At 74.5% G+C, this 21,117-nt stretch carries 18 protein-coding genes; 7 read left to right on the plus strand and 11 right to left on the minus strand.

The window, feature by feature from the left end; translation table 11 throughout:
- Positions 1-144: 144 nt before the first annotated feature.
- A complete protein-coding gene (locus tag IF02_RS0108965) occupies positions 145-1,737 on the plus strand; it encodes an RNA polymerase sigma factor (RefSeq protein WP_030155081.1) in 1,593 nt (530 codons plus the stop codon).
- A 67-nt stretch (positions 1,738-1,804) separates the two neighbouring features.
- Here the strand turns inward: IF02_RS0108965 and IF02_RS0108970 are convergent, their stop codons facing one another.
- The 4 genes from IF02_RS0108970 to IF02_RS0108985 form a co-directional block, all read right to left on the minus strand.
- Positions 1,805-2,245: an SRPBCC family protein gene (locus IF02_RS0108970; protein WP_030155083.1), complete on the minus strand. Its 441-nt coding sequence runs from the start codon at positions 2,243-2,245 to the stop codon at positions 1,805-1,807.
- A 53-nt stretch (positions 2,246-2,298) separates the two neighbouring features.
- On the minus strand, positions 2,299-3,672 hold the full coding sequence (locus IF02_RS0108975) for an amino acid permease (RefSeq protein ID WP_030155085.1): 1,374 nt from the start codon (positions 3,670-3,672) through the stop codon (positions 2,299-2,301).
- 76 nt (positions 3,673-3,748) lie between these two features.
- Positions 3,749-5,926, minus strand: a complete 2,178-nt coding sequence (locus IF02_RS0108980) for a phage holin family protein (RefSeq protein WP_078621971.1) — start codon at positions 5,924-5,926, stop codon at positions 3,749-3,751.
- 266 nt (positions 5,927-6,192) lie between these two features.
- Entirely contained in the window at positions 6,193-6,597 is a 405-nt protein-coding gene (locus IF02_RS0108985; protein ID WP_030155088.1) for a hypothetical protein, read from the minus strand.
- Positions 6,598-6,735: 138 nt separating this feature from the next.
- Here IF02_RS0108985 and IF02_RS0108990 point away from each other — a divergent pair, with 138 nt between their 5' ends.
- Both IF02_RS0108990 and IF02_RS0108995 read left to right on the plus strand, forming a co-directional pair.
- Entirely contained in the window at positions 6,736-7,512 is a 777-nt protein-coding gene (locus IF02_RS0108990; RefSeq protein WP_030155090.1) for an MBL fold metallo-hydrolase, read from the plus strand.
- Between the two features lie 41 nt (positions 7,513-7,553).
- Positions 7,554-8,168 (plus strand): DedA family protein, encoded by a 615-nt coding sequence (locus IF02_RS0108995; RefSeq protein WP_030155092.1) that lies wholly within the window; start codon positions 7,554-7,556, stop codon positions 8,166-8,168.
- Between the two features lie 27 nt (positions 8,169-8,195).
- Here IF02_RS0108995 and IF02_RS0109000 read toward each other — a convergent pair whose 3' ends face one another.
- Positions 8,196-8,786, minus strand: coding sequence for a TetR/AcrR family transcriptional regulator (locus IF02_RS0109000; RefSeq protein WP_030155094.1), 591 nt, complete (start codon positions 8,784-8,786; stop codon positions 8,196-8,198).
- Between the two features lie 191 nt (positions 8,787-8,977).
- Here IF02_RS0109000 and IF02_RS0109005 point away from each other — a divergent pair, with 191 nt between their 5' ends.
- Positions 8,978-9,922, plus strand: a complete 945-nt coding sequence (locus IF02_RS0109005; RefSeq protein WP_030155095.1) for an alpha/beta hydrolase family protein — start codon at positions 8,978-8,980, stop codon at positions 9,920-9,922.
- Between the two features lie 25 nt (positions 9,923-9,947).
- Here IF02_RS0109005 and IF02_RS0109010 read toward each other — a convergent pair whose 3' ends face one another.
- From IF02_RS0109010 to IF02_RS0109020, 3 genes are all read right to left on the minus strand, one after another.
- On the minus strand, positions 9,948-11,132 hold the full coding sequence (locus IF02_RS0109010) for an MBL fold metallo-hydrolase (RefSeq protein ID WP_234318139.1): 1,185 nt from the start codon (positions 11,130-11,132) through the stop codon (positions 9,948-9,950).
- A gap of 108 nt (positions 11,133-11,240) precedes the next feature.
- Entirely contained in the window at positions 11,241-12,458 is a 1,218-nt protein-coding gene (locus IF02_RS0109015) for an aminotransferase class I/II-fold pyridoxal phosphate-dependent enzyme (RefSeq protein WP_030155099.1), read from the minus strand.
- Between the two features lie 129 nt (positions 12,459-12,587).
- The gene (locus tag IF02_RS0109020; protein WP_030155100.1) at positions 12,588-13,160 is read right to left on the minus strand and encodes a TIGR03086 family metal-binding protein; all 573 of its coding nucleotides are present in this window, start codon (positions 13,158-13,160) and stop codon (positions 12,588-12,590) included.
- Between the two features lie 194 nt (positions 13,161-13,354).
- Between IF02_RS0109020 and IF02_RS0109025 the strand changes: the two genes are divergently transcribed.
- Positions 13,355-14,188 (plus strand): methyltransferase domain-containing protein, encoded by an 834-nt coding sequence (locus IF02_RS0109025; RefSeq protein WP_030155102.1) that lies wholly within the window; start codon positions 13,355-13,357, stop codon positions 14,186-14,188.
- Between the two features lie 87 nt (positions 14,189-14,275).
- Here IF02_RS0109025 and IF02_RS0109030 read toward each other — a convergent pair whose 3' ends face one another.
- Positions 14,276-16,243 carry a DUF5107 domain-containing protein gene (locus IF02_RS0109030; RefSeq protein WP_030155103.1) on the minus strand — a complete coding sequence of 656 codons (1,968 nt, stop codon included), beginning with the start codon at positions 16,241-16,243 and terminating at the stop codon, positions 14,276-14,278.
- Positions 16,244-16,332: 89 nt separating this feature from the next.
- A complete protein-coding gene (locus tag IF02_RS0109035; protein ID WP_030155105.1) occupies positions 16,333-16,890 on the minus strand; it encodes a GNAT family N-acetyltransferase in 558 nt (185 codons plus the stop codon).
- A gap of 11 nt (positions 16,891-16,901) precedes the next feature.
- Here IF02_RS0109035 and IF02_RS0109040 point away from each other — a divergent pair, with 11 nt between their 5' ends.
- Both IF02_RS0109040 and IF02_RS0109045 read left to right on the plus strand, forming a co-directional pair.
- Positions 16,902-17,687: a hypothetical protein gene (locus IF02_RS0109040; RefSeq protein WP_051696025.1), complete on the plus strand. Its 786-nt coding sequence runs from the start codon at positions 16,902-16,904 to the stop codon at positions 17,685-17,687.
- Between the two features lie 67 nt (positions 17,688-17,754).
- Positions 17,755-19,068, plus strand: coding sequence for a serine hydrolase domain-containing protein (locus IF02_RS0109045; RefSeq protein ID WP_078621972.1), 1,314 nt, complete (start codon positions 17,755-17,757; stop codon positions 19,066-19,068).
- Here IF02_RS0109045 and IF02_RS0109050 read toward each other — a convergent pair.
- Positions 19,058-21,103: a prolyl oligopeptidase family serine peptidase gene (locus tag IF02_RS0109050; protein WP_078621973.1), complete on the minus strand. Its 2,046-nt coding sequence runs from the start codon at positions 21,101-21,103 to the stop codon at positions 19,058-19,060. The genes IF02_RS0109045 and IF02_RS0109050 overlap by 11 nt on opposite strands.
- Positions 21,104-21,117 lie beyond the last annotated feature (14 nt).

A 21,117-nucleotide genomic window follows, 5' to 3' on the forward strand; every position in this document is an offset into this window, starting at 1 on the left:
GCGTAACGAATCGACTCGGGCATGCGATGAACCGACAGGTGTCCTCGCGCGGCCCCGGAATACAGACCCCCCTCGGGTCTGTTTCCCGAGTCCGCGCGATGATGTCCCGCCCACTCCCTATCTGTTCGCAACGAGAGGCTCCTTGTGTCGCTCAGCCCGTCCCGTACGTTCCCTCCGGAGATCGCCGAATCGGAGGCCCTCGTCGCGCTCGTCGAGCGCGGCCGCGAGCAGGGTCACATCAACGGTGACGACGTGCGCCAGGCCTTCGAGGCCGGCCGCATCCCGGTGGACCAGTGGAAGCGGGTCCTGCGCAGCCTGAACCAGGTCCTGGACGAGGAGGGTGTCGCACTGCACGTCAGCGCCGCCCCCGCCACGAAGGCCGCCGCGAAGAAGCCCCGCAAGGCGGCCGCCGCGCCTGCCCGCACCGTGACCAAGAAGGCGGCCGCCGCGCCGCGCCCCATCGGCGCGCGCAAGGCCTCGGCCACCAGCGCGGCCACCGCCACCGCGGCGGCGATATCCGCTTCGCCGGCCGCGGCCACCGAGGACGAGGTGACGGCCGATGCCGTCGCCGAGCCGAAGAAGCGGACGGTCAAGAAGACCGCCGCCAAGAAGACCGCGGTGAAGAAGACCGCCGCCGCGGCCAAGAAGACCAGCGCCAAGGACGCCGACGAGGGCGAGACCCCGGCCGTCGAGGGCGAGGACTGGGCCGCGGAGGACCTCGTCGACGAGGTCGAGGAGGAGGCCCCCAAGGCCGGCGGCACCCAGGGCTTCGTCCTGTCCGACGACGACGAGGATGACGCCCCGGCGCAGACGGTCATGGTGGCCGGCGCCACCGCCGACCCCGTCAAGGACTACCTGAAGCTGATCGGCAAGGTGCCGCTCCTCAACGCCGAGCAGGAGGTCGAGCTCGCCAAGCGCATCGAGGCGGGTCTCTTCTCCGAGTACAAGCTCGAAGAGGAGGAGGACCACAAGCCAGCGTTCAAGCGCGAGCTGGAGATCCTCGTCGAGGACGGCCGCCGCGCCAAGAACCACCTGCTGGAGGCCAACCTCCGCCTCGTGGTCTCGCTGGCCAAGCGCTACACCGGCCGCGGCATGCTCTTCCTGGACCTGATCCAGGAGGGCAACGTCGGTCTGATCCGCGCCGTGGAGAAGTTCGACTACACCAAGGGCTTCAAGTTCTCCACGTACGCGACCTGGTGGATCCGGCAGGCGATCACGCGCGCCATGGCCGACCAGTCGCGCACCATCCGCATCCCCGTCCACATGGTCGAGATCATCAACAAGCTGGCGCGCGTCCAGCGCCAGATGCTCCAGGACCTCGGCCGGGAGCCCACTCCGGAGGAGCTGGGCAAGGAACTCGACATGACCCCCGAGAAGGTCATCGAGGTCCAGAAGTACGGCCGCGAGCCGATCTCCCTGCACACCCCGCTGGGTGAGGAGGGCGACAGCGAGTTCGGTGACCTCATCGAGGACTCCGAGGCGGTCGTGCCGGCCGACGCGGTGTCGTTCACGTTCCTCCAGGAGCAGCTCCAGTCGATCCTGGGCACGCTCTCGGAGCGCGAGGCGGGCGTCGTCTCGATGCGCTACGGCCTGAACGACGGCCAGCCGAAGACCCTGGACGAGATCGGCCGCGTGTACGGGGTCACCCGTGAGCGCATCCGCCAGATCGAGTCCAAGACCATGTCGAAGCTGCGCCACCCGTCGCGTTCGCAGGTGCTGCGCGACTACCTCGACTAAACCGTCAGGTCGGTCGACGGGGTACGCGGCGCGCCCGGTGCGGGCGCACCGCGTACCCCGGAGCACCTCAGTTCTCCAGGAGGTGCTTCAGCTTCTCCTCGTTGCGCGGCATCTCCTTGCGGGCGTACGGCTTGACGACGAGCGGGGCGATCACCCGGCCGATGCCGTGGCCCTCGAAGTCGAGGTCGAGGGTCACGCGCGAGCGCCTTCCGCCGTCGAGGGACTCGATGGTGCCGCGCACGTCGCCGCGGACGGGTCCGCCGACGCCTTGGATGTGCCAGCTGCGCGGCTTGTCGAGCTCCGTGACCTCCATGGTCATCGGGAAGTCCCGCCTGCCCATGCGCCGCGTGATCACGACCTTCGAACCGACGTGGAGCGGTCCGCCGTCGAGCGGGCGGGCGGAGACGGCGCTGTCCTGCCACTCCGGCAGGTGCGTGGGGTCCGTCACGTAGTCGAAGACGTCTTCGGGACTGCGGGAAATGTCGATGCTCTCTCTGATCGCGGACATGGCGACCCCTTAGTGCCCCCTGCTTGTCCTCTCATTCCAAACTACCGCGCAGGTCAGGCGGTGGCCCGGCGCTTGCGGGCGGACATCACGGCGTAGACGAGGACACCGGCGAAGAGGAACAGGACGCCCTGGTAGACGGCCGCGTAGCCGGAGCCGGCGACCAGCCACATCGAGAAGCCGAAGGCCAGGCCGGCGAGGATCCCGTCGCGGACCAGGCGGCCCCGGTGGACGCGCTCGGACTGCCCGGACAGCAGGAAGTGGATCTGCGCGGCGGTGGAGAGCAGGTACGGGACGGTCGCCGTGAAGGTGGTCACCAGGACGAGGATCTCGAAGACCCCGTCCGAGCCCGCCGTGTAGTTGTAGATCGTCAGGCCGGAGGCCAGCACGACGGTGACGATCACGCCGGCCACCGGGACGCCCCGCTTCTTCGTCTCGAAGACCTTCGGGAAGAGCCCGTCGCGGGCGGCGGCGTACGGGGTCTGCGCGCTGAGCAGGGTCCAGCCGTTGAGGGCGCCGAGCATCGAGATCACGGCTGCGCAGGCGACGACGGTGCCGCCCCAGGTACCTCCGAACATGGCGTTGACGGCGTCGGTGAACGGGGCCTCGGAGGCAACCAGCTTGTCGTGGGCGACCAGCCCGAAGACGGAGAGGGTGCCCAGCAGGTAGACGGCGGCCGCGCCGGCGGTGCCCAGGATCGTGGCCCGGCCGACGTTGCGGGCGGGGTCGCGGACCTCGCCCGCGCTGACGGCGGCGGACTCGACGCCGAGGTAGCTGAAGAGCAGGATCGCCGCGGCGGCGGAGACCGCGCCGACGGGACTCTGGTCGGTGGCCTGGAAGGGGCCCAGGTTCGCCGGGTCGAAGAAGAACAGCCCGCCGACGGCGACCAGCAGCAGCGGAGCGAACTTCAGTACGGTGGCGACCAGTTGGACGGCGCCGACGTACCGGGTGCCGGCCAGGTTGGCGAGCGCCGGCAGCCACTGCACGGCGAGGGCGGCCAGGCACATCGCCGCCTTGTGCTCGCCGATGGCCGGGAAGAGCACGGTGAGGTAGCCGACGGCCGCCACCGCGAGGGCCGCGTTCGACACCCAGGCGGTGATCCAGTAGCTCCAGGCCGCGAGGAACCCGGCGAAGTCGCCGAACGCGGCGCGGGCGTAGACGTACGGACCACCCGTCTGCGGGAGCCGCTGCGAGAGCCGGCCGAAGACCAGGGCGAGGGCGATGGCGCCGACGGTGAGCACGCCGAAGGCGACCAGGCTGATCGTGCCGAAGGGCGCCACCGAGGCGGGCAGCAGGAAGATCCCGCCGCCGATGATGTTGCCCATGACCAGGCAGGTCGCGATCGGGAGGCCGAAGCGCCGGGCGTGGGGGCCCGGGCCCTGCTCGGGGGGTGCGGCGGCCTCGGCGGGCAGGGTTGCGGTGCTGGTCATCGGTGGTGCGCCTCTGGATGTCTCACATGCTGGGCAGGGTCAACACATGGTTGACCAGCGCGCAGGCGCCACAAAATCAGCGGATTTCGTCCCGCGCGGACACCCCTGCGGAAGGAAGGCTTCCGCCATTTCCTCCCCCACGCAGGGGTTCCTGCACCAGCTGCCCCGCGAGGTCCGCCGAGGACCCGCCCACCGGCGGAGCCACCGGCACCTGGGGGCCGTCCGCCTCCCGCAGCCAGCGCCGCAGCACCTCGTGCACCGCCTCCGCGCCCACCAGCTCCGGCTCCGGGTCCGGCCCAGGCCCAGGATCCGGCCCCGGGGCCGGATCCGACAGCTCCGTAGGCCACATCAGGAACGGGTGCCCCTGCTCCCCGCCCAGGCCGCCGTGCGAGCCGATCTGCTCCTCGAAGGCGTGCACCGAGCCCGTGAGCGGGTCGTACGCCGAGTTCACCATGACGTCGGCCACGTGCGGGAAGGCGTCGGTCCGCCGGACCGCGCGCGCCGCGCCCGGTCCGAACCGGGCCAGCAGCTCCTCCGCCGCGCCGGGGTCGTCGAGGCGGGCCGCCCTCCCGCCCGGGCCCAGTACCTCCCCGTCCACCAGCAGGAACCCGATGCCCGGATGGTTGGCCAGGGTCCCCAGCAGGGCCGGGTGCGCCCGCTCGATCCGCTCCCGCGAGGCCCGCCCCGGCAGGTCCGGGAAGGAGATCAGCCCGAGGTTGCCCGAGGCCAGCACCACCGGGTCCGGACCCCGCTCCGGGTGGGCCTCCACCCCCTCCTCCACCGGCCGGTGCAGGGCCGCGAGCACCGCCGCGCGGGCCTCGGCGCCACTGCGGGTACGGCCGGCCCGGCGGGAGACCGGCAGTCCGCAGCCCGCGCGGACCAGGTCCTTCAGGGTCAGCCCGTACCGGCCCAGGAAGGTCTCCCCCGGGCTCTGGCCGTGGTCCGAGAGCAGCACGATCCGGTACTCCCGGGGCGCGTGCTCGGCGACGCGGGCGATCAGCGCGAGGCTCCGGTCGAGCCGGGCCAGCACCCGGTCGGTGTCCCGGCCGTGCGGGCCCGAGTGGTGGGCGACCTCGTCGTAGGCGACCAGGTCCGCGTAGATCGCGGCGCGCCCCGCGAGCATGTCGCCGATCACCGCCGCCACGACGACGTCCCGTTCGACGACCGTGGCGAAGGCGCGGATCAGCGGGTACAGCCCGCCGCGGGCCACCCGCGGCCGCTCTCCCCGCAGCCGGGCCCGCAGCGACTGGCCGATCTCCCGGGCGACCTCGGCGACGAAGGAGAGCGCGGTGCGGACGGCGTTGGCCGGGTCGCAGAAGTACGCGAAGTAGCCCGCGCGGGAACGGTTCGCCCGGCCCCGCCGCGCCGAGACCGACAGCACGAGCGCCAGTTGGTCGGCGCCGCCGCTGAACAGGTTGCCCCGGCTCGCCCCGTCGAGGGTGAGCAGCCCGCCGTCACCGGTGCGGGCGATGGCCCGGCGCTGGAGTTCGGCGGCGCTGGTGGGCCGGTTGCAGACCACCACCTCGCCGGTGTCCTTCTCGTACCAGCGGAAGGCGGGGACGTCGAAGGTGGACCCGTGCAGGATGCCGAGCTGGCTGGCGCCGGTCTGGCTGGACCAGTCGGTGCGCCAGGGCGTGATGCGGTGGCTGCCGTCCAGCCAGCCGGCCACCGTGGGCATCAGCCCGCTGCCCGCCGCGCGGCGCAGCGTCTCGTACCCGACGCCGTCGAGCTGGAGGAAGACCAGGCCGGGGGCGGCCGGGCCGGCGCCGGGCGCGCTCCCCCGCCGCGTACGCCGGCGGCGCCGGTCGGCGAGCCGGTAGAGCCGGCGCCGGTACGCCTCGTCGTCGCGTACGGCGAGCGCGGTCGAGGTCGCGGAGGCGACGGCGGACATGACCGCGGCCACCACCACGGCGGTCTCCGGGGCGACTTCGCCGCGCCCGGACGGGATCAGGCTGAGGGCGAGCAGCAGCAGCGAGCCGTTGAGGAAGAAGACGAGCAGGCCGAGCACCAGGGCGGGCACCAGCAGCAGCGCCCGGACCAGCACCGGCCACACCAGCGCGCTCAGCAGGCCGAAGGCCCCGGCGCCCCAGGCGGCGGTCAGCCCGATCTCGGTGACGCTGTCGCCGTCCCCGGACTGGAGCCGGAAGTCGGGCAGGACGCCGGCCAGCGCGAGCATCGTGAGGGTGGACACCGCCCAGACGAGGATCACCCGTACCAGGGCGCTGCCCAGGGTCCGCCACCGTCCTCGCCACACGCCGTACCGCCTCGTGTCTCCCCCGGATCCGCGCCCCGCCCGCGGTCCCGGCCGCACCACCCAGCGTCGCACAGGCAGGCGGAGCGGGCCGGGTGACAGGGGTGGCGCACGGAGGTACGAACCGTGCCGGCCGGGAGCGCGGGGCGGAGCCGCGTGCCCTACGCGCCGTACGTGCCCTACGCGCCGTACGCGCCGTACGCGCCATACGCGCCATACGCGCCATACGCGCCATACGCGCCGTACGCGCCCCGGATGCCCTACGCGCGCTACGTGCCGTCGTAGCCGGCGGTCGGCATGGACAGGCGGCGGTGCACCTCGGCCTTCATGGCGGAGGTGTACTGCGGCTCGGCGAGCCCGGCGGTCTCCAGCCGTACGCCGCGCCGCTCGCACTCGGCGGTGAACTCCTCGACGGAGCGCAGCGCGCGGGCCAGGACCCGGCGGTTGGGGGCGACGAACAAGTCGACCTGCCCGGCGTCCACGTCGCACCAGAGCCCGCAGTGGTTGGCGCGCAGCCCGTAGAAGAGCAGCGTCCTCGTCACGACGTAGCCCTGGTCGGCCGCCCAGCGGGCGCACATGGCCTGCTGGCTGCGGGTGTCCACGGCGAAGGGGTCGGTGTCCAGATCCTCGAGCGGGGCCAGGCTGGCGATAGCGGCCACGCGCAGCTCATCCATGCCGCCCGACCCTACTCCGATACGCCGCCCGGGAGGAGGGGCGGCGGGCTTCGATTCGACGCACATCGACCGGGCAGGATCCAGGACACCCCCTAGGCTTCAAGGGGCCGGGGGACGCACGAGCGACGGGGAGGCCGGGTGCCGGTGGAGATCACCTGGTGGGGCCATGCCACGTGCACGGTCGAGGACTCCGGGGTGCGGCTGCTGACGGACCCGCTGTTCGCCCGGCGGCTCGCGCATCTGCGGCGGCGGCGCGGAGCGCTGCCCCCGCCGGAGGCGGCCGAGGCGGACGTGGTGCTGGTGTCACATCTCCATGCCGACCATCTGCACCTGCCGTCGCTGGCCCGGCTGGCTCCCGGGACCCGCCTGCTGGTGCCCCGGGGGTCGCGCCGGGCCGTGCCGGGGCTCGCGCGGGTCGCGGCGGCGCGGCGGCTGGCGGTCACGGAGGTGGCTGCGGGCGACGAGGTCGGCGTACGGGCGGGCGTACGGGTCCGGGCGGTCAGCGCTCGGCACGACGGGCGGCGGCTGCCGTTCGGGCCGCGTCTCGCGCCGGCGCTCGGGTACGTGGTCCAGGGCTCGGCGCGGACGTACTTCGCCGGGGACACCGGGCTGTTCGCGGCGATGGCCGAGGAGGTCGGGCCGGTGGACGTGGCCCTGCTGCCGGTCGGCGGCTGGGGCCCGTACCTGGGGCCGGGGCATCTGGATCCGGGCGGGGCGGCGCGGGCGCTGGCCGAACTGGCGCCGGCGGCGGCGGTGCCGGTGCACTACGGGACGTACTGGCCGATCGGGCTGGACGCGGTGCGGCCGCACGAATTCCATTCGCCCGGCGAGGAGTTCGTACGGCGGGCCCGGCAGCTGGCACCGAAGGTGACGGTACGGGTGCCCGGCCACGGCGAACGGGTGCGGCTGCCGTGACGGGGCACGGGCTCGGGCACGGGCTCGGCCACGGGCTCGGGGTGGCGGTGGCGGCGGTCGGCCAGACGCCCCCGGAGACGACCCGGCAGGCGGTGGGGTACCCGGCGCTGTTCCTGCTGGTGGCGCTGGGAGCGCTGGTGCCGGTGATCCCGACGGGGGCACTGGTGAGCACGGCGGCCGTGGTGGCGTTCCATCAGCGGTCGCTGCCGTTCGGGGTCTTGCTCGTGTTCGGCGTCGCGGCGGTGGCCGCCTTCGCCGGGGACCTGGCCCTGTACTGGCTGGGGCAGCGCGGGGTGCGGTCCCGGGGCGGCTCGCGGTGGCTGGAGGCGCTGCGGGGACGGGCGACGCCCGAGCGGCTGGCCCAGGCGCAGCGGAAGCTGGACGAGCACGGGGTACTGGTCCTGGTGGTCTCCCGGCTGGTTCCGGCGGGCCGGATCCCGGTGATGCTGGCCTGCCTGCTGGCCCGGCTCCCGCTGCGCCGCTTCGCCCGCGGCGACGCCCCGGCCTGCCTCGCCTGGGCGGCGACGTACTGCCTGATCGGGATCCTGGGCGGCTCCCTGTTCCCGGAGCCGTGGAAGGGCGTGGCACTGGCGGTGGCCGTGACCCTGCTGATCAGCGGGGCGCCGTCGCTCTGGCGCCGGCTGCGGAGCCGGTGACGTACCCCGGACCCGGGGCCGTCCGGGTCAGTGCCGTTGGCGCAGCCCCTCGACGAGGAGCTCGACCAGTCGGCGTGCGTCGTAGCGGGAATCGGCCTCGGCGCCGATGCAGAGGTTTCCGATGCCGCGCATGAGTTGGTAGGCGGTGAGGTCGGAGCGGATCTCGCCCGCCGCGACGGCGGCGTCGAGGAGCTCGGTGCAGACCGGCAGGAGGCGGTCGAGGAAGTGGGCGTGCAGCGCCTCGAAGCCCGCGTTGTCGGCCTGCATCGCGGCCGCGAGCCCGTGCTTGGTGACCAGGAAGTCGACGAACAGCCGCACCCACTGCCCGAGGGCGGCGTGGGGGGTCGGGCCGGCCGCCAGCAGGGCCGGTCCGGCCTCGGCGCAGGCCTCGACCTGGTGGCGGTAGACGGCGATGACGAGGTCCGCCCGGGTGGGGAAGTGCCGGTAGATCGTGCCCATGCCGACGCCGGCCTTGGCCGCGATGTCCCGTACGGGCGCCTCGACGCCCGAGGTGACGAAGACCGCCGCCGCCGCGTCCAGCAGGGTCTGCTGATTGCGCCGGGCGTCCTTGCGCTTGGACTCGGCTGCGCCGCCCACGTTCCGGCCGCTGTCGTTCACCGCGGCACTCCTTCCCTCACCGGCCTTGCAAAGCGGAACAGCGCTCCGTATCGTTAACGGAGCAAGGTTCCGGTTCGGCCCATGATGGCAGACCCGCGTGCCGCCTTCCAGGCCGCCCGCCCACCACCGCCACCGGCATCGCCATCGCCACCGGACCACGAGTGCGAAGACACCCGACGGAAGGCACTTCCATGTCCGACTCGAACCCCTTCGGCGCGCCGCGGTCCGCGGCCGCGCCCACCACGGTGGTATCCGCCAAGCCGGTCGTCCTGCCGGCCCCGAGCGGCCGCGGCGAGGACCTCCAGGTCCGCGTGTCCGCCCCCGCCACCGGCAGCGATCTGCCCGTCATCGTCTTCTCGCACGGCTTCGGCTGGTCGATGAACGGATACGCCCCGCTCGCGGACCACTGGGCCGCCCAGGGCTTCGTGGTCATCCAGCCCACCCACCTCGACTCCCGGACGCTCGGCATCCCGCACGAGGACCCGCGCACGCCGCACATCTGGCGGATCCGCGTCGAAGACCTCAAGCAGGTACTGGACGGACTCGACGTGCTGGAAGCCGCCGTACCCGGCCTCGGCGGCCGCGTCGACCACAGCCGCATCGCCGTGGCCGGGCACTCCTGGGGAGCCCAGACGGCGAGCACGCTGCTCGGGGCGCGCGTCCTGGACGCGGACGGCGTTCCCGGCGAGGACATGTCCGACCCCCGCGTCACGGCGGGCGTACTGCTCGCCCTGACCGGCCTGGGCGACACCCTCACCCCGTTCGCCGCCGAGAACCTGCCCTTCCTGAAGCCGTCCTTCGACACCATGACCACCCCGGCCCTCGTCATCGCCGGTGACGAGGACGACTCCACGCTCTCCACCCGCGGACCGGACTGGTTCACCGACCCCTACACCCACAGCCCGGCCGACAAGACCCTGCTCACCCTCTTCGGGGCCGAGCACTCACTCGGCGGCATCCCCGGATACGAGGTCGCCGAGACGACGGACGAGAGCCCCGCGCGCGTCGCCCTGATCCAGCGGCTCACCACGGCCTTCCTCCGCAGCGCCCTCCACCCCGGGGACACCGGCTGGAAGACGGCGGCCACCGCCCTGGAGAACGACCCCGACGCGCTCGGCAGCCTGCGCAGCAAGTAGCCGCCCTCCCCGGACGACGAGCCCATCACCCGGCGACACCGGACCGGGACGGCGGCCGGAGCGCTCGCGAGCCGCCGATCGGGAGGTCCCAGAGGTCCTCCCGGGGCAGCCCGGCCCGGGCCCATGCCGTCCGGACCCGCTCGAGCGGCTCCGTCACCGGCTCCGCCGACAGGACGAACGTGCCCCAGTGCATCGGCGCCATCCGCCTCGCCCCCACGTCCCGGCAGGCCTGAACGGCTTCCTCCGGATCGGCGTGCACATCCCTCAGCCACCATCTCGGCGCGTACGCCCCGATCGGCAGCAGCGCCAGGTCGATCCCCGGATGGCGCCGCCCGATCTCCCCGAACCAGCGCCCGTACCCGGTGTCCCCCGCGAAGTACACCTTCCTCGGCGTCCCGGCGGAGCGCACGTCGCTCAGCACCCATCCGCCCCACAGCGTCCGGCACGTGTCGAGCAGCGACCGCTTCGACCAGTGGTGCGCCGGGACGAAGTCGAACCGTACGCCGCCCAGTTCCGCGCACTCCCACCAGTCGAGCTCGGTGACCCGGCTGAAACCGCGGCGCCGGCACCAGCGGGCCAGGCCGGCCGGGACGAAGAGCGGGGTGTGCCGGGGCAGCCGCTTGAGGGTGGGGGCGTCGAGGTGGTCGTAGTGGTTGTGGCTGATCACCACGGCGTCCACCGGCGGCAGTTCCTCCCAGCGCACGCCGACCGGGGTCATCCGCGCCGGGGTGCCGAGGATGCGCCGCGACCAGACGGGGTCGGTCAGTACGGTCAGCCCGCCGATCCGCAGCACCCAGCTGGCGTGGCCCGCCCAGGTGGCGCAGAGCGCCCCGGGGCCGGCCGCGGGCAGCGGGGCGGGGGCGTACGGGAGGTCGGGGATGCCGCGCAGCCCGTCGGGGCCGGGCCGGAACGCGCCCTCGCGCGCGAGCCGGGCAAAGGCCCGCACCCCGGGCAGCGGCGTGGTCAGCCGGTCGGTGAAGGAGCGCGGCCAGCTCCGTACCTCCCCCAGCGGCCGCGGCGCCGCAGGCCCGGCACCCGGGCGGCCGGAGCCGGGGCAGGAGGCGGGAGCCGGGGCGGCGGGACGCCCCGGCGTCGCTCCGCGCCGGCCGGTGCCCGGTCGGACGGCAGCGGGCAGGGCGGATTCCGCGAGGCCGGTGGGCGCGGGGCCGGGGGGTGCGGGGGGTGCGGGGGTTTCCGTCTGATCCCTCATCAAGAGCTCTCCGTTCACCGCGCAGCGGGCTCGTCGCGTCGGGCGGAAGTGTCGGGCAGGACAGGAGGTCAGGAAGTCGGGAGGTTACGAATTCGGGGAGTCGTGAGGTCAGGAGCTCAGTGCGGCCAGGACCGATCCGAGGAGGTCCAGGGAGTGCCGTACGTGCGGGAGGCCGAGGGGGTCGCGCGCGGTGAGCGCGGCGAGCCGCTCCTCCGGAGTGGCGCCGAGCAGCGGGCCCGTCGACAGGCGGACCCTCAGCGCACCGAGCTCGTCGGCGAAGCGCTGCCCGCCCGGGGTGGGTGCGCCGAGGCGGCCGCCCAGGTAGTCCTCCAGTTCCATCGCGTCGCGGACCCCCTGGCGGGCCAGCCCGGCGCGCAGCGGGGTCAGGTCGGCGTACAGGTGGCGCCCGGCCTGCGGCGGCCGGGCGAACGCGCCGACGGCCAGCAGCTCCCGGTGGGCCGCGGCGGCCACCACCCCGTGCAGCGCCGCCGCGGCGTAGGCGCGCCCGGCGACGGCGTCGGGTTCCTCGAGCGCGTACGCCGCGGCCCCGGCGACCGGCCCCGCGACCATGGCCCCGGTCGCGGTGAGGACGTCGAGGGTGCGGGCCCGCAGCCAGGTGCCGCGCGGGGTCCCGGGGAAGCGGACCACGGCCGCCGGCCACCCGGCGGGCAGCAGCGCTCCGGACAGGTCGAGGAGTACGGCGGCCTGGTCGGGCAGCATCTCGGCCGGGCTCAGGACGAGGGTGTCGTGCGGCCGGTGGACGGTGTCGCGCCAGCTCTCGTCGCTGACGACGAACAGCCCGGCGTCCCCGGCGGCCTCGCAGGCCTCGCGCAGCATCTCGGGCGGGGGCACGGTAGCCGTCGGGTCGTCGGCCACCGACAGCAGCAGCACCCGAGGGTCGCCGCCCTCGGCGCGCACCCTCCGTACGGTCTCCAGCAGGGCGTACGGGTCCGGGATGCCGCCGCACTCGGCCGGGGTCGGCACGTGGTAGGCCCGCCGTCCCAGCAGCCGGACCTGCGGGGTCCACCATGCGGGACAGGGCCGGGGCAGCATCACGTCGCCCCCGTACGCGCCGAGCAGTGCCAGCAGCAGGGCGGGCGCGCCGGGCCCGGCGGCCACGTTCTCCGGCGCGGTGGGCAGCCCGCGCCGCCCCCAGTGCCGGCAGGCGGCCTCGCGTACGGGCTCCCCGCCGCCCGGGGGTTCGGGCGCGGACCGCTCGGCGGCCGCGGCGATCACGGCGGTGAGCTCGGGGAGCACGGGCAGGCCGGGCTGGGGCGCGGGCGGCCCGTAGCGGACCGGACCGCGGCCCTCCACCGTGCGCTGCATCCCCGGCACCTCGCCCTGCCTTCCCCGTTCCGTACGCCTACCGCCGACCCGGTCGGCCATGCCCTTTATACGGCGATTCACGGGGGTACGCCTGTTGTCGTCCCCGGCGAGCGGCGGGCGGCGGACGCCCTAGCCCCGCCTGCCCACGAGGGCCAACAGCCGGGTCTGGGCGTTCGCTCCCGCCGGCACGTCCAGGGGCGGCGCGAACAAGCCGCTGGCCGCGAGCCCGTCGGCGTACGGCATGACCTCCTTGAGGGCGAACTCGACCAGCCCGTCCGGGAGCCGGTCGTCGGCGCCGATGCCCCGCGAGAGGTCCCAGGCGTGCACGACGCAGTCGGCGGTCAGCTCCGCGCAGTACGCCCGGCCCAGCGCGGGCCCGTACGAGAGCCTGACCGTGCGGTCCAGTGCCCCGGGCGCGGTGAACGCGGCGTGCGCGGCGCTCGACGCCCGCTCCCAGGCGCCGGCCGGATCCTCGCCGAGCACGTCGCCGGAGAGCGCGTCGCCGATCTCCTCGACGGTGCGCCCGTCGGTGACCATCGGCGGGATCCAGAGCTGCTCGCCGGTGACGTGGTTGACCAGGTCGCGGACGTTCCACTCCGTGCAGGGGGTCGGCGCGCCCCATTGGCCGTCCTCGACGGCGCGCACCCGCTCTCCGAAGAGCCGCAGGGCCTCGGCGTGCTGTTCGAGCAGCGTGTCCGGCATGGCTCTCACCGTCCTCTGCCAGGGGACCGGATCTCTGGAGCCCACTGTCCTCGTGCACCCCTCCCCCTGCCACCGACCTGCCCACCGCCCCTGCCACGCAAGGATGGTGTCCACATTCCAAAACACATATCTCATCCACCGAACCGATCCCCTACGGTGATCACATCGCTTCAACGACGAGGAGGAGTCGGCTCATGGGCACCGGAGAGACGAAGGAAACCGCCGTCTACACGCACGGCCACCACGAATCCGTACTGCGCTCGCACCGCTGGCGCACCGCCGCGAACTCGGCGGCGTACCTGACCGGCGAGCTGCGGCCGGGGATGTCGGTCCTGGACGTGGGATGCGGTCCGGGGACCATCACGGCGGACCTGGCGGAACTGGTCGCGCCGGGCGGCCGGGTCACGGCGGTCGACGCGGCGCGGGACGTCCTGGAGCAGGCCGCCGAGTACGTGCGGCAGCGCGGCGGCGGCCTGGCCGACGCGGTCACCTTCGCCACCGCGGACGTCCACGCGCTGGACTTCCCGGACGACTCCTTCGACGTGGTCCACGCCCATCAGGTGCTCCAGCACGTCGGCGACCCGGTCCGTGCCCTGCGCGAGATGCGGCGGGTGTGCCGGCCGGGCGGGATCGTGGCCGCCCGGGACGCCGACTACGCGGCGATGACCTGGTACCCGGCCGAGCCGGGCCTGGACGAGTGGCTGGGCCTGTACCGCCGGGTGGCCCGCGCGAACGGCGGCGAACCGGACGCCGGGCGCCGTCTGCTGTCCTGGGCGAGGGCGGCGGGGTTCACGGAGGTGGCCTCGTCGGCGACGGCCTGGTGCTACGCCACCGCGGAGGAGACCGCGTGGTGGTCCTCCCTGTGGGCGGACCGCACGACGGCCTCGGTGTACGCGTCCCTCGCGACGGACGCCGGCCACGCCACCCCGGACGACCTGGGCGCCATCGCCGGGGCCTGGCACCGCTGGGCCGCGTCCCCGGACGCCTGGTTCTCGGTCCTGAACGGCGAAATCCTGGCCCGGGCCTGAGCCGGAGGCCTGAGCCGGAGGCCTGAGCCGCGGCCGGGTCCGCGACCCCGCCCCGCCCCGCGTCCCGCCCCGCCCCGCGGCCCGGTCCTACGTCGGCGGGCGCATGCGGAAGTTGTACGAGGCCGGGAGCGGCCGGTGCGTTATGCGGGACCAGACCTCCGACAGGATCTCGTCACCCTCGCGCAGGTCCGGGAGTTCGAAGCCGTCCTCGAACACCCGGCGGGCCGCTCCCACATGGCCCTCCGCCGCCAGCAGCCGCGCGGCCAGCAGGCGGAACCGGCCCTCCTCGCGCAGCGCCGGCCGCAGCCGGTCCCACACCGCCCGCGCCGGCGGCAGCCGGCCGGCCGCCAGCAGCGTCGTCATCGCCTCCCGCCCCAGCGCCGACTCCGCGGCCGTCCACGTCTCGCCGCCCCGGCTCTCCTCGGCCAGGTCCTCGAAGGCCTCTGCGTACCGCTGCGCCGCCCGCGCCGGGTCGCCGGCCAGCGCGTCCGCCACCGCCAGGCAGCGCAGCAGCGGCCACCGCGAGGGCGCCAGCGCCAGCCCGCGCTCCCAGCTGCGCACCGCCTGCGCCACATCGCCCGCGTGCCACTGGGCCACGCCGAGGTGGTACTCGGTCAGCGGATCCGCCGGGGCCGTCTCCAGCATGTCCCGCCAGTGCGGGGCGACCAGGCTGGGCCCCGGCGGCGCCACCCGCCGCGGGGCCGGGAAGACACCGGTGCGCCACAGCTCCAGCCACGGCGCCTGGGCCTCGCCGAGCCCCGATTCCGGGAAGGGGGTGCCGGGCAGCTCGTGCCCGCCGCACAGCACCTCCAGCGCGCCCCACCCCGAGCCCGCCGCCAGCCGCTCCCCGGGTTCGGTGTCGGCGGCCCCGCGCCACGCCTCGTACGCCTCCTCGACCCGCTCCGGGGGCAGGGCGGCCGCCAGGGCCGCCTCCGCGGCGGACCGGGCCGACGCCCAGTCGGGGCCGTGCACCGGTCCCGGATCCGCGGCCAGCGGTCCGTACGCCTCCAGCCAGCTGAACTCCGCCCCGGCCTCCAGCCGTACGTGCTCCAGCTGGGTCCGGGCGAGGCCGGCCTGGATCTCGGCGTAGCCGCCGGTGCCGGGCTCGGTCAGCCACTCCTGCCAGCGCCGGCCGCCCTCCCCCGAGCCCCAGACGAACAGCTTGCGCCCGCGCAGCCGGGCCGTGGAGGTCTGGACGAGCCCGCGCCCCCCGGCGTCCAGCGAGGCGATCCACGGCCGGGCCCCGTCCGGGACCTCGTAGAAGAAGTCGGCCGGGTACTCGCTGCGCAGCGGGTACGTACGGTCCTCGTCCTCCCAGCGCGGTACGGGGATCCGCCGCAGCGCGCGCTCGTACCCGAAGTGCCAGGCCTCGTCGGCGGGGGCGAGCACGCGCGTGCCGGGGTCCTCCGGGACGGCGATGTTGGACCACCAGTACACGGGGACGGCCCGCTCGTGCGGATTGCGGACGCGGACGCCGACGTACAGGAACTCCGAGTCCTCCGGTAGCCACAGGTCCACCTGGAACGGGAGGTCGCGCAGCCGCTCCCACTCCCAGAGCCGCACCATCACGCCCCCGTCGGGCGCCGGTACGAGCGCGGCGTGCAGCGGGGCGCAGGAGAGGGCGGTGTGGCCGGTGGCGCCGATGTTCCACTCGATGCCGCCCGAGAACCAGGCGCCGTTGAGGGCGAAATTGGCGGGCTGGAACACCGGGTTGCGGTAGAGGAGTTCACGCCCGGTGGGTACGTGCACGAGCGAGTGGACGCGGCCGCCGAGTGCGGGCAGCACGGTGACCCGCAGGTGCGCGTTCTCGATGACGACGGCTTCGAACTCGCCTTCCTGCCTGCGCCGTTGGTACCCGTCCCGCAGTCGTACGGGCAGCAGCGAGCGCAGCGGCTCGTACCCGATCTGCCGGGCCATGTCGCGCGGCAGCCACTCGCGCGTGCGTTCGTCCAGTGTGTGCGCGTCGGCGGGTGCGCGCAGTACCGGCAGGGGGTTCTCGGGGCCCAACGGGGCTGCGGGCAGGTTCAGTACGGCGCGGCGGACGGTGGTGGCCATGCAGGAAATGGAACACGCCGGGGCGGCCGGTGCACAGGGGTTCCGCGGATCACCACCGGTCAGGATTACGCAAAGCCCTGGCCGGAGCGCTACGCGCCGGGCATGTCGGCGGTGATCGCCCAGCGTTCGTGGTCGCGCCAGGCCCCGTCGACGAAGAGGAAGTCCGGCGAGAACCCCTCCTGCCGGAACCCGGCCCCGCGGACCAGCGCGAGGGAGGCCGCGTTGCCCGGCTGGATGTTGGCCTCCAGCCGGTGCAGCGCCAGGCCGCCCTCGTCCCCGGGGGCGAAGGCCTGCGCCACGACGAGCCCCAGCGCCTCCCGGAACAGGCCCCGCCCGGCGGCGTGCGCGAAGGCGCCGTAGCCGAGCGCACCGCAGTCGAAGGCTCCGTAGACGATGTTGTTGATGTTGACGAAGCCGGCGATGGCCCCGGTCTCGCGCTCGCAGACCAGGAAGCCCACCCGGCCGGCGCCCTCGATGAGCGGGGTCGCGTACGCCTCGTACTCCTCGGTCGTCGCCGGCGGGGCCAGCCAGGGGTGGTGGAGGTGGCGGCTCTCGTGCACGCGTGCGGTGAACTCGGGGCCGTCGGCGAGCCGGAAGGGCCGCAGCCCGACGTGCTCGCCCTCGCGGAGGTACGCGGAAAATGACATCCGCCCAGGCTATGAGCTGTGGCACGCTTCTCCGCGTGATCATCGACCTGGACACCGAAGAACTGCTGCGCGCGGCGGTACACAACAACGCCGAGTGGTGCGCGGCGGTCAGCGGCGGAGGCACGTTCGCGGCCGACGCGTGGACCAGCGCGCGCCGCACCCCGCCGTACTACCCCGACGGCGTGACCCTGACCCGGGAGGCCTCGGCGGACGCACTGGTGGCCGGGATGGACACCAAGTCCCCGGGCTGCTCGGTCAAGGACAGCTTCGCCGCGCTGGACCTGGCTCCGGCGGGGTTCGAGGTGCTGTTCGGCGCCGAGTGGATCCACCGGCCGGGGGCCGCGCCGGTTCCGGCGGCATCGGCTCCGGCGGCACCGGCTCCGGCCACGTCGGCTCCGGGCGCGCCGCCCTCCCCCGCCCTGGCCTGGACCCGCGTCGCCGACGCCGCGGAGCTGGCCGCCTGGGAGACGGCGTGGGGCGGCGGGGAGAGCACCGGCCTGTTCCACCCGGGCCTGCTCACGCCCGAGATCGCCTTCCTTGCCGGCCGGGCGGCCGACGGGCGCATCCTCGCCGGCGCCGCCGCCAACCGTACGGGCGCGGTCGTCGGCCTCTCCAACGTCTTCACGGCGGACGGCACCCCCGACGACGAGGCCTGGGCGGGCGCCCTCGCGGCGGTCGCGGACCTCTGGCCCGGCCTCCCCGTCGTCGGCTACGAGTCCGGGGACGACCTGGACACGGCCCTGCGCCACGGTTTCACCCCGCTGGGCCCGCTCCGCGTCTGGCTGCACACGGCGTAGCGCGGCCCGCCACCGGCCGCGCTGCTAAAATTGGGTGATTCTGCCCAAATCGGGTTGGGGTGAGTGCATGAGGACCTCCCGAGCACGCCGGCGTACGGTCTTGCTGGCACCCTGCGTCGCCCTCCTGATCGCGGGGGGCGGCATTCCGCTCGGCGCGGCCACCGCCATGACACCTGCCGCCCCGTCGCCCACGCCCGCTCCCGCGGCGACGATGACCGCCCCCGCCCCCACCCGTATCCCACCGCCCCTGAAGCCGATCGAGCCGGCCGCCTTCCAGGCCACCGTCGACCGCGCGGCGAAGAAGCTGATGGTGCCCGGGGCGGTGGTGCTGCTGCGCACCCCGCAGGGCACGTACCGGGCCGTCGTCGGCACGTCGGAGCTGGGCAAGGCCAGGCCGCCGGGCACGGACGACCACTTCCGGATCGCGTCCAACACCAAGACCATGACGGCAGCGCTGATCATGCTCCTCGCCCAGGACGGCAAGCTCCGGCTGAACGACCCGGTGTCCGCCTACGTCCCGGGGGTGCCGAACGGCGCGCACATCACCCTGGCCGAACTGCTGAAGATGCGCAGCGGGCTCTACAACTACACGAACGCGCCCGAACTCTCGGCGACGCTGGACACCGACCCCGGCAAGGCGTGGACCCCGCAGCAGGTCCTGGCCATCGCCTTCCGGCACCCGCCGAACTTCGCGCCGGACGCGTCCTACGAGTACTCCAACACCAATTACGCCCTGCTGGGCCTGGTCGCCGAGAAGGCTGGCGGCCGGCCCCTGGCCCAGCAGTTCCGGGACCGGCTGTTCACCCCGCTGGGGATGAAGGGGACGCTGCTGCCGGCCGCCGACGACCGGTCCCTGCCCGAGCCCTCCGCGCACGGCTACATGTACGGCGGTTCGGTCTACGCGCTGGCCGACGACCCGTACTCCCCCGCGATGCGCGAGGCGGCGCGGTCGGGGAAGCTCCGGCCCGTCGACTACACCCGGCAGAACCCCTCCTACGCCACCGCCGCCGGCGGGGCCGTCTCCACCGCCGACGACCTGGCCACCTGGATCCGGTCCCTGGTGACGGGCAAGGTCCTGGACCCCGCATCGCAACGGCAGTGGCTCCGCAGCCCGCAGGCCGAGGACCCGGCCGTGCACGACGGCCAGAAATACGGCTACGGCATCACCTACCAGCGCTTCGGCCCGAACTCCGCGATGTACTACCACGGCGGTGAGCTCCCGGGCTTCAACTCCTTCATCGGCTACGACCCGGCCAACGACGTCACGCTCGTGATCTGGACGAACCTGACCCTGTCCCCGGACGGCCGCACCACCGCCCAGGCCCTGCTGCCCACCGTGCTCAACCAGATCTACAGCGGGCTCAACCTCCCTACGGGCTAGGGAACTTCACCGGCCAGGTGCCTTCGGGCCCGTCGGCGGCGGCCGGGCTCGGCTCCAGTACCAGGCGCGGGACGTCCGTCCGCTCGATTCCGAACACCTGGGCGTACAGGGAGAGTTCCGCCTCCAGTGCGCGGATCATGGTCTCCGCCCGCCGGAACCCATGGCCCTCGCCCTCGAAGGCGACGTACGCGTGCGGCACCGGCCGCCCCCGCAGCGCGGCCAGGAACCGCTCCGCCTGGGCGGGCGGGCAGACCGGGTCCTCCAGCCCCTGTAGCAGTACGAACGGGGCGGTGATCCGCCCGGCCCGGGCCAGCGGCGAGCGCTCGCGGCACCGTACGGCCAGGGTCTGCGGCGGTCCGGCCAGGCCGTCGATGTAGTGGGACTCCAGGTCGTGGGTCTCCTCGGCGAAACCCAGCAGGTCCAGCACGGGGTAGATGACCGTCCCGCAGGCGTACAGGTCGGTGGCCGCCAGTGAGGCCGCCGCCGTCCAGCCGCCCGCGCTGCCGCCGCGGATGGCGAGCCGGGCCCGGTCCGCGGTGCCCTCGGCGGCCAGGGCGCGGGCCACCGCCGCGCAGTCCTCCACGTCGACGACGCCCCACTGCTCGCGCAGCCGCTCCCGGTAGGCGCGCCCGTAGCCGCTGGAGCCGCCGTAGTTCACCTCGGCCACGCCGATGCCGCGCGAGGTGAAGTAGGCGATGTGCAGGTCGAGTACGGGCGGGACGTGGTCGGTGGGGCCGCCGTGCGCCCACACCACGTACGGGGGCAGTTCGTCGGCGGGGGCCCGGCGTGCGGGGTGGTGCGGCGGGTAGACGTGGGCGTGGATCTCCCGCCCGCCCGGGCCGAGGAAGGTCCGGCTCTGCGGTTCGGGGTAGTACGAGGGGTCCACCGGGTCCACCCCGGCCGCGCCGACCACCCGCGCGTGCCCGTCCTCGACGTCGAGCTCCACGACCTCGTAGGCGCTGCGCGGGCTGGCCGCGACCCCGTAGACGCGGTTGCCGTACGCGGCGAGGGTGGGCTGCCAGGCCGTCCACGGTCCGGCGGCGTCGACCAGGTCGCCGCTCTCCGGGTCGAGGACGCCGAGCACGGAGGAGCCCTGGCCGTGCAGGACGGCGAGGAGCCCGCCGGGGAGCGGGGCCAGCCAGCTCAGCCCGGGCTTCCACAGGGGCCCGCCGAACTCCTCTTCGCGCGGGCACAGGTTGACGGCCTCGCCGGTCGCCGGATCCACCCGGTACGGGTTCCACCAGCCGCTGCGGTCGCTCACGGCGAGGAGGGCCCCGCCGGAGGTCCACTCCACCTGGGCCACGGACTCCTCGGGGCCGCCGAGTACGGTGCGGGCCCCGGTCAGCGTCCCGTCGGGCTTGACCTCGGCGAGCCGTACCTCGGTGCCGTCCCACGGCATCCGGGGGTGGTCCCACACCAGCCAGGCCGCCCGCAGCCCGTCGGGGGAGAGCCGGGGCCCGGTGGTGAACCGGTGCCGGTCGTCGGTGAGTTCGCGCACGAGCGACCGGTCCTCGGCGGCCGAGCCGTCCAGCGGTACGGCGGCCAGCACCCGGCGTACGTCGGTCGGCGCCGGCCCGATGAACTCCTCCAGCACGCACCAGACTTCGCCGGCGCGCAGGACGGGATCCGCCCAGCGCAGTCCGCCTCCGACCACGGAGACGGGGGTGAGGGGCCGCGGGGCGCGGCCGCCGCCGGGCGCGTCGGGCTCGTACGCGTACATCCGCTGGTCGGCGAAGTGGACGAACACCAACAGGGGGCCACCCGAAGGCCGTTCGGTGCCCGCCCAGGGCCGGCCCCCGTACTCGGTGACCCGGCTGCGGACGTTCCACGGGGCCGGCAGCACCGAGGCCTCGGGGCCGCCGTCGGCGGGCCGGCGCACCAGGGTGCGGCGGCCGCCCTCGGCCGGGCGGGGCTCGGTCCACCACACCTCGGGGCCGACGGTGCCCACGTACTCGGGCCGCCCGTCGAGCGAGGCGGCGGCGGCCGCGTCGAGGGGCGAGGGCCAGCTGCCGTAGGGCCCGGTCGCCGCCGCCATCACCGGCTCACCAT

Origin of the sequence: Streptomyces sp. NRRL S-244 (genome assembly GCF_000717915.1) — a bacterium.
Taxonomy (GTDB): domain Bacteria; phylum Actinomycetota; class Actinomycetes; order Streptomycetales; family Streptomycetaceae; genus Streptomyces.

Excerpts from the sequence above, each read along its gene's own strand:
- IF02_RS0109040 (WP_051696025.1), top strand. The coding sequence starts at position 16,902 with ATGAGCTGTGGCACGCTTCTCCGCGTGATCATCGACCTGGACACCGAA.
- IF02_RS0109020 (WP_030155100.1), bottom strand. The coding sequence starts at position 13,160 with ATGCCGGACACGCTGCTCGAACAGCACGCCGAGGCCCTGCGGCTCTTC.
- IF02_RS0109010 (WP_234318139.1), bottom strand. The coding sequence starts at position 11,132 with ATGAGGGATCAGACGGAAACCCCCGCACCCCCCGCACCCCCCGGCCCC.
- IF02_RS0109005 (WP_030155095.1), top strand. The coding sequence starts at position 8,978 with ATGTCCGACTCGAACCCCTTCGGCGCGCCGCGGTCCGCGGCCGCGCCC.
- IF02_RS0108985 (WP_030155088.1), bottom strand. The coding sequence starts at position 6,597 with ATGGATGAGCTGCGCGTGGCCGCTATCGCCAGCCTGGCCCCGCTCGAG.
- IF02_RS0109030 (WP_030155103.1), bottom strand. The coding sequence starts at position 16,243 with ATGGCCACCACCGTCCGCCGCGCCGTACTGAACCTGCCCGCAGCCCCG.
- IF02_RS0109045 (WP_078621972.1), top strand. The coding sequence starts at position 17,755 with ATGAGGACCTCCCGAGCACGCCGGCGTACGGTCTTGCTGGCACCCTGC.
- IF02_RS0109050 (WP_078621973.1), bottom strand. The coding sequence starts at position 21,103 with ATGGCGGCGGCGACCGGGCCCTACGGCAGCTGGCCCTCGCCCCTCGAC.
- IF02_RS0108970 (WP_030155083.1), bottom strand. The coding sequence starts at position 2,245 with ATGTCCGCGATCAGAGAGAGCATCGACATTTCCCGCAGTCCCGAAGAC.
- IF02_RS0109015 (WP_030155099.1), bottom strand. The coding sequence starts at position 12,458 with ATGCAGCGCACGGTGGAGGGCCGCGGTCCGGTCCGCTACGGGCCGCCC.
- IF02_RS0109025 (WP_030155102.1), top strand. The coding sequence starts at position 13,355 with ATGGGCACCGGAGAGACGAAGGAAACCGCCGTCTACACGCACGGCCAC.
- IF02_RS0109035 (WP_030155105.1), bottom strand. The coding sequence starts at position 16,890 with ATGTCATTTTCCGCGTACCTCCGCGAGGGCGAGCACGTCGGGCTGCGG.
- IF02_RS0108975 (WP_030155085.1), bottom strand. The coding sequence starts at position 3,672 with ATGACCAGCACCGCAACCCTGCCCGCCGAGGCCGCCGCACCCCCCGAG.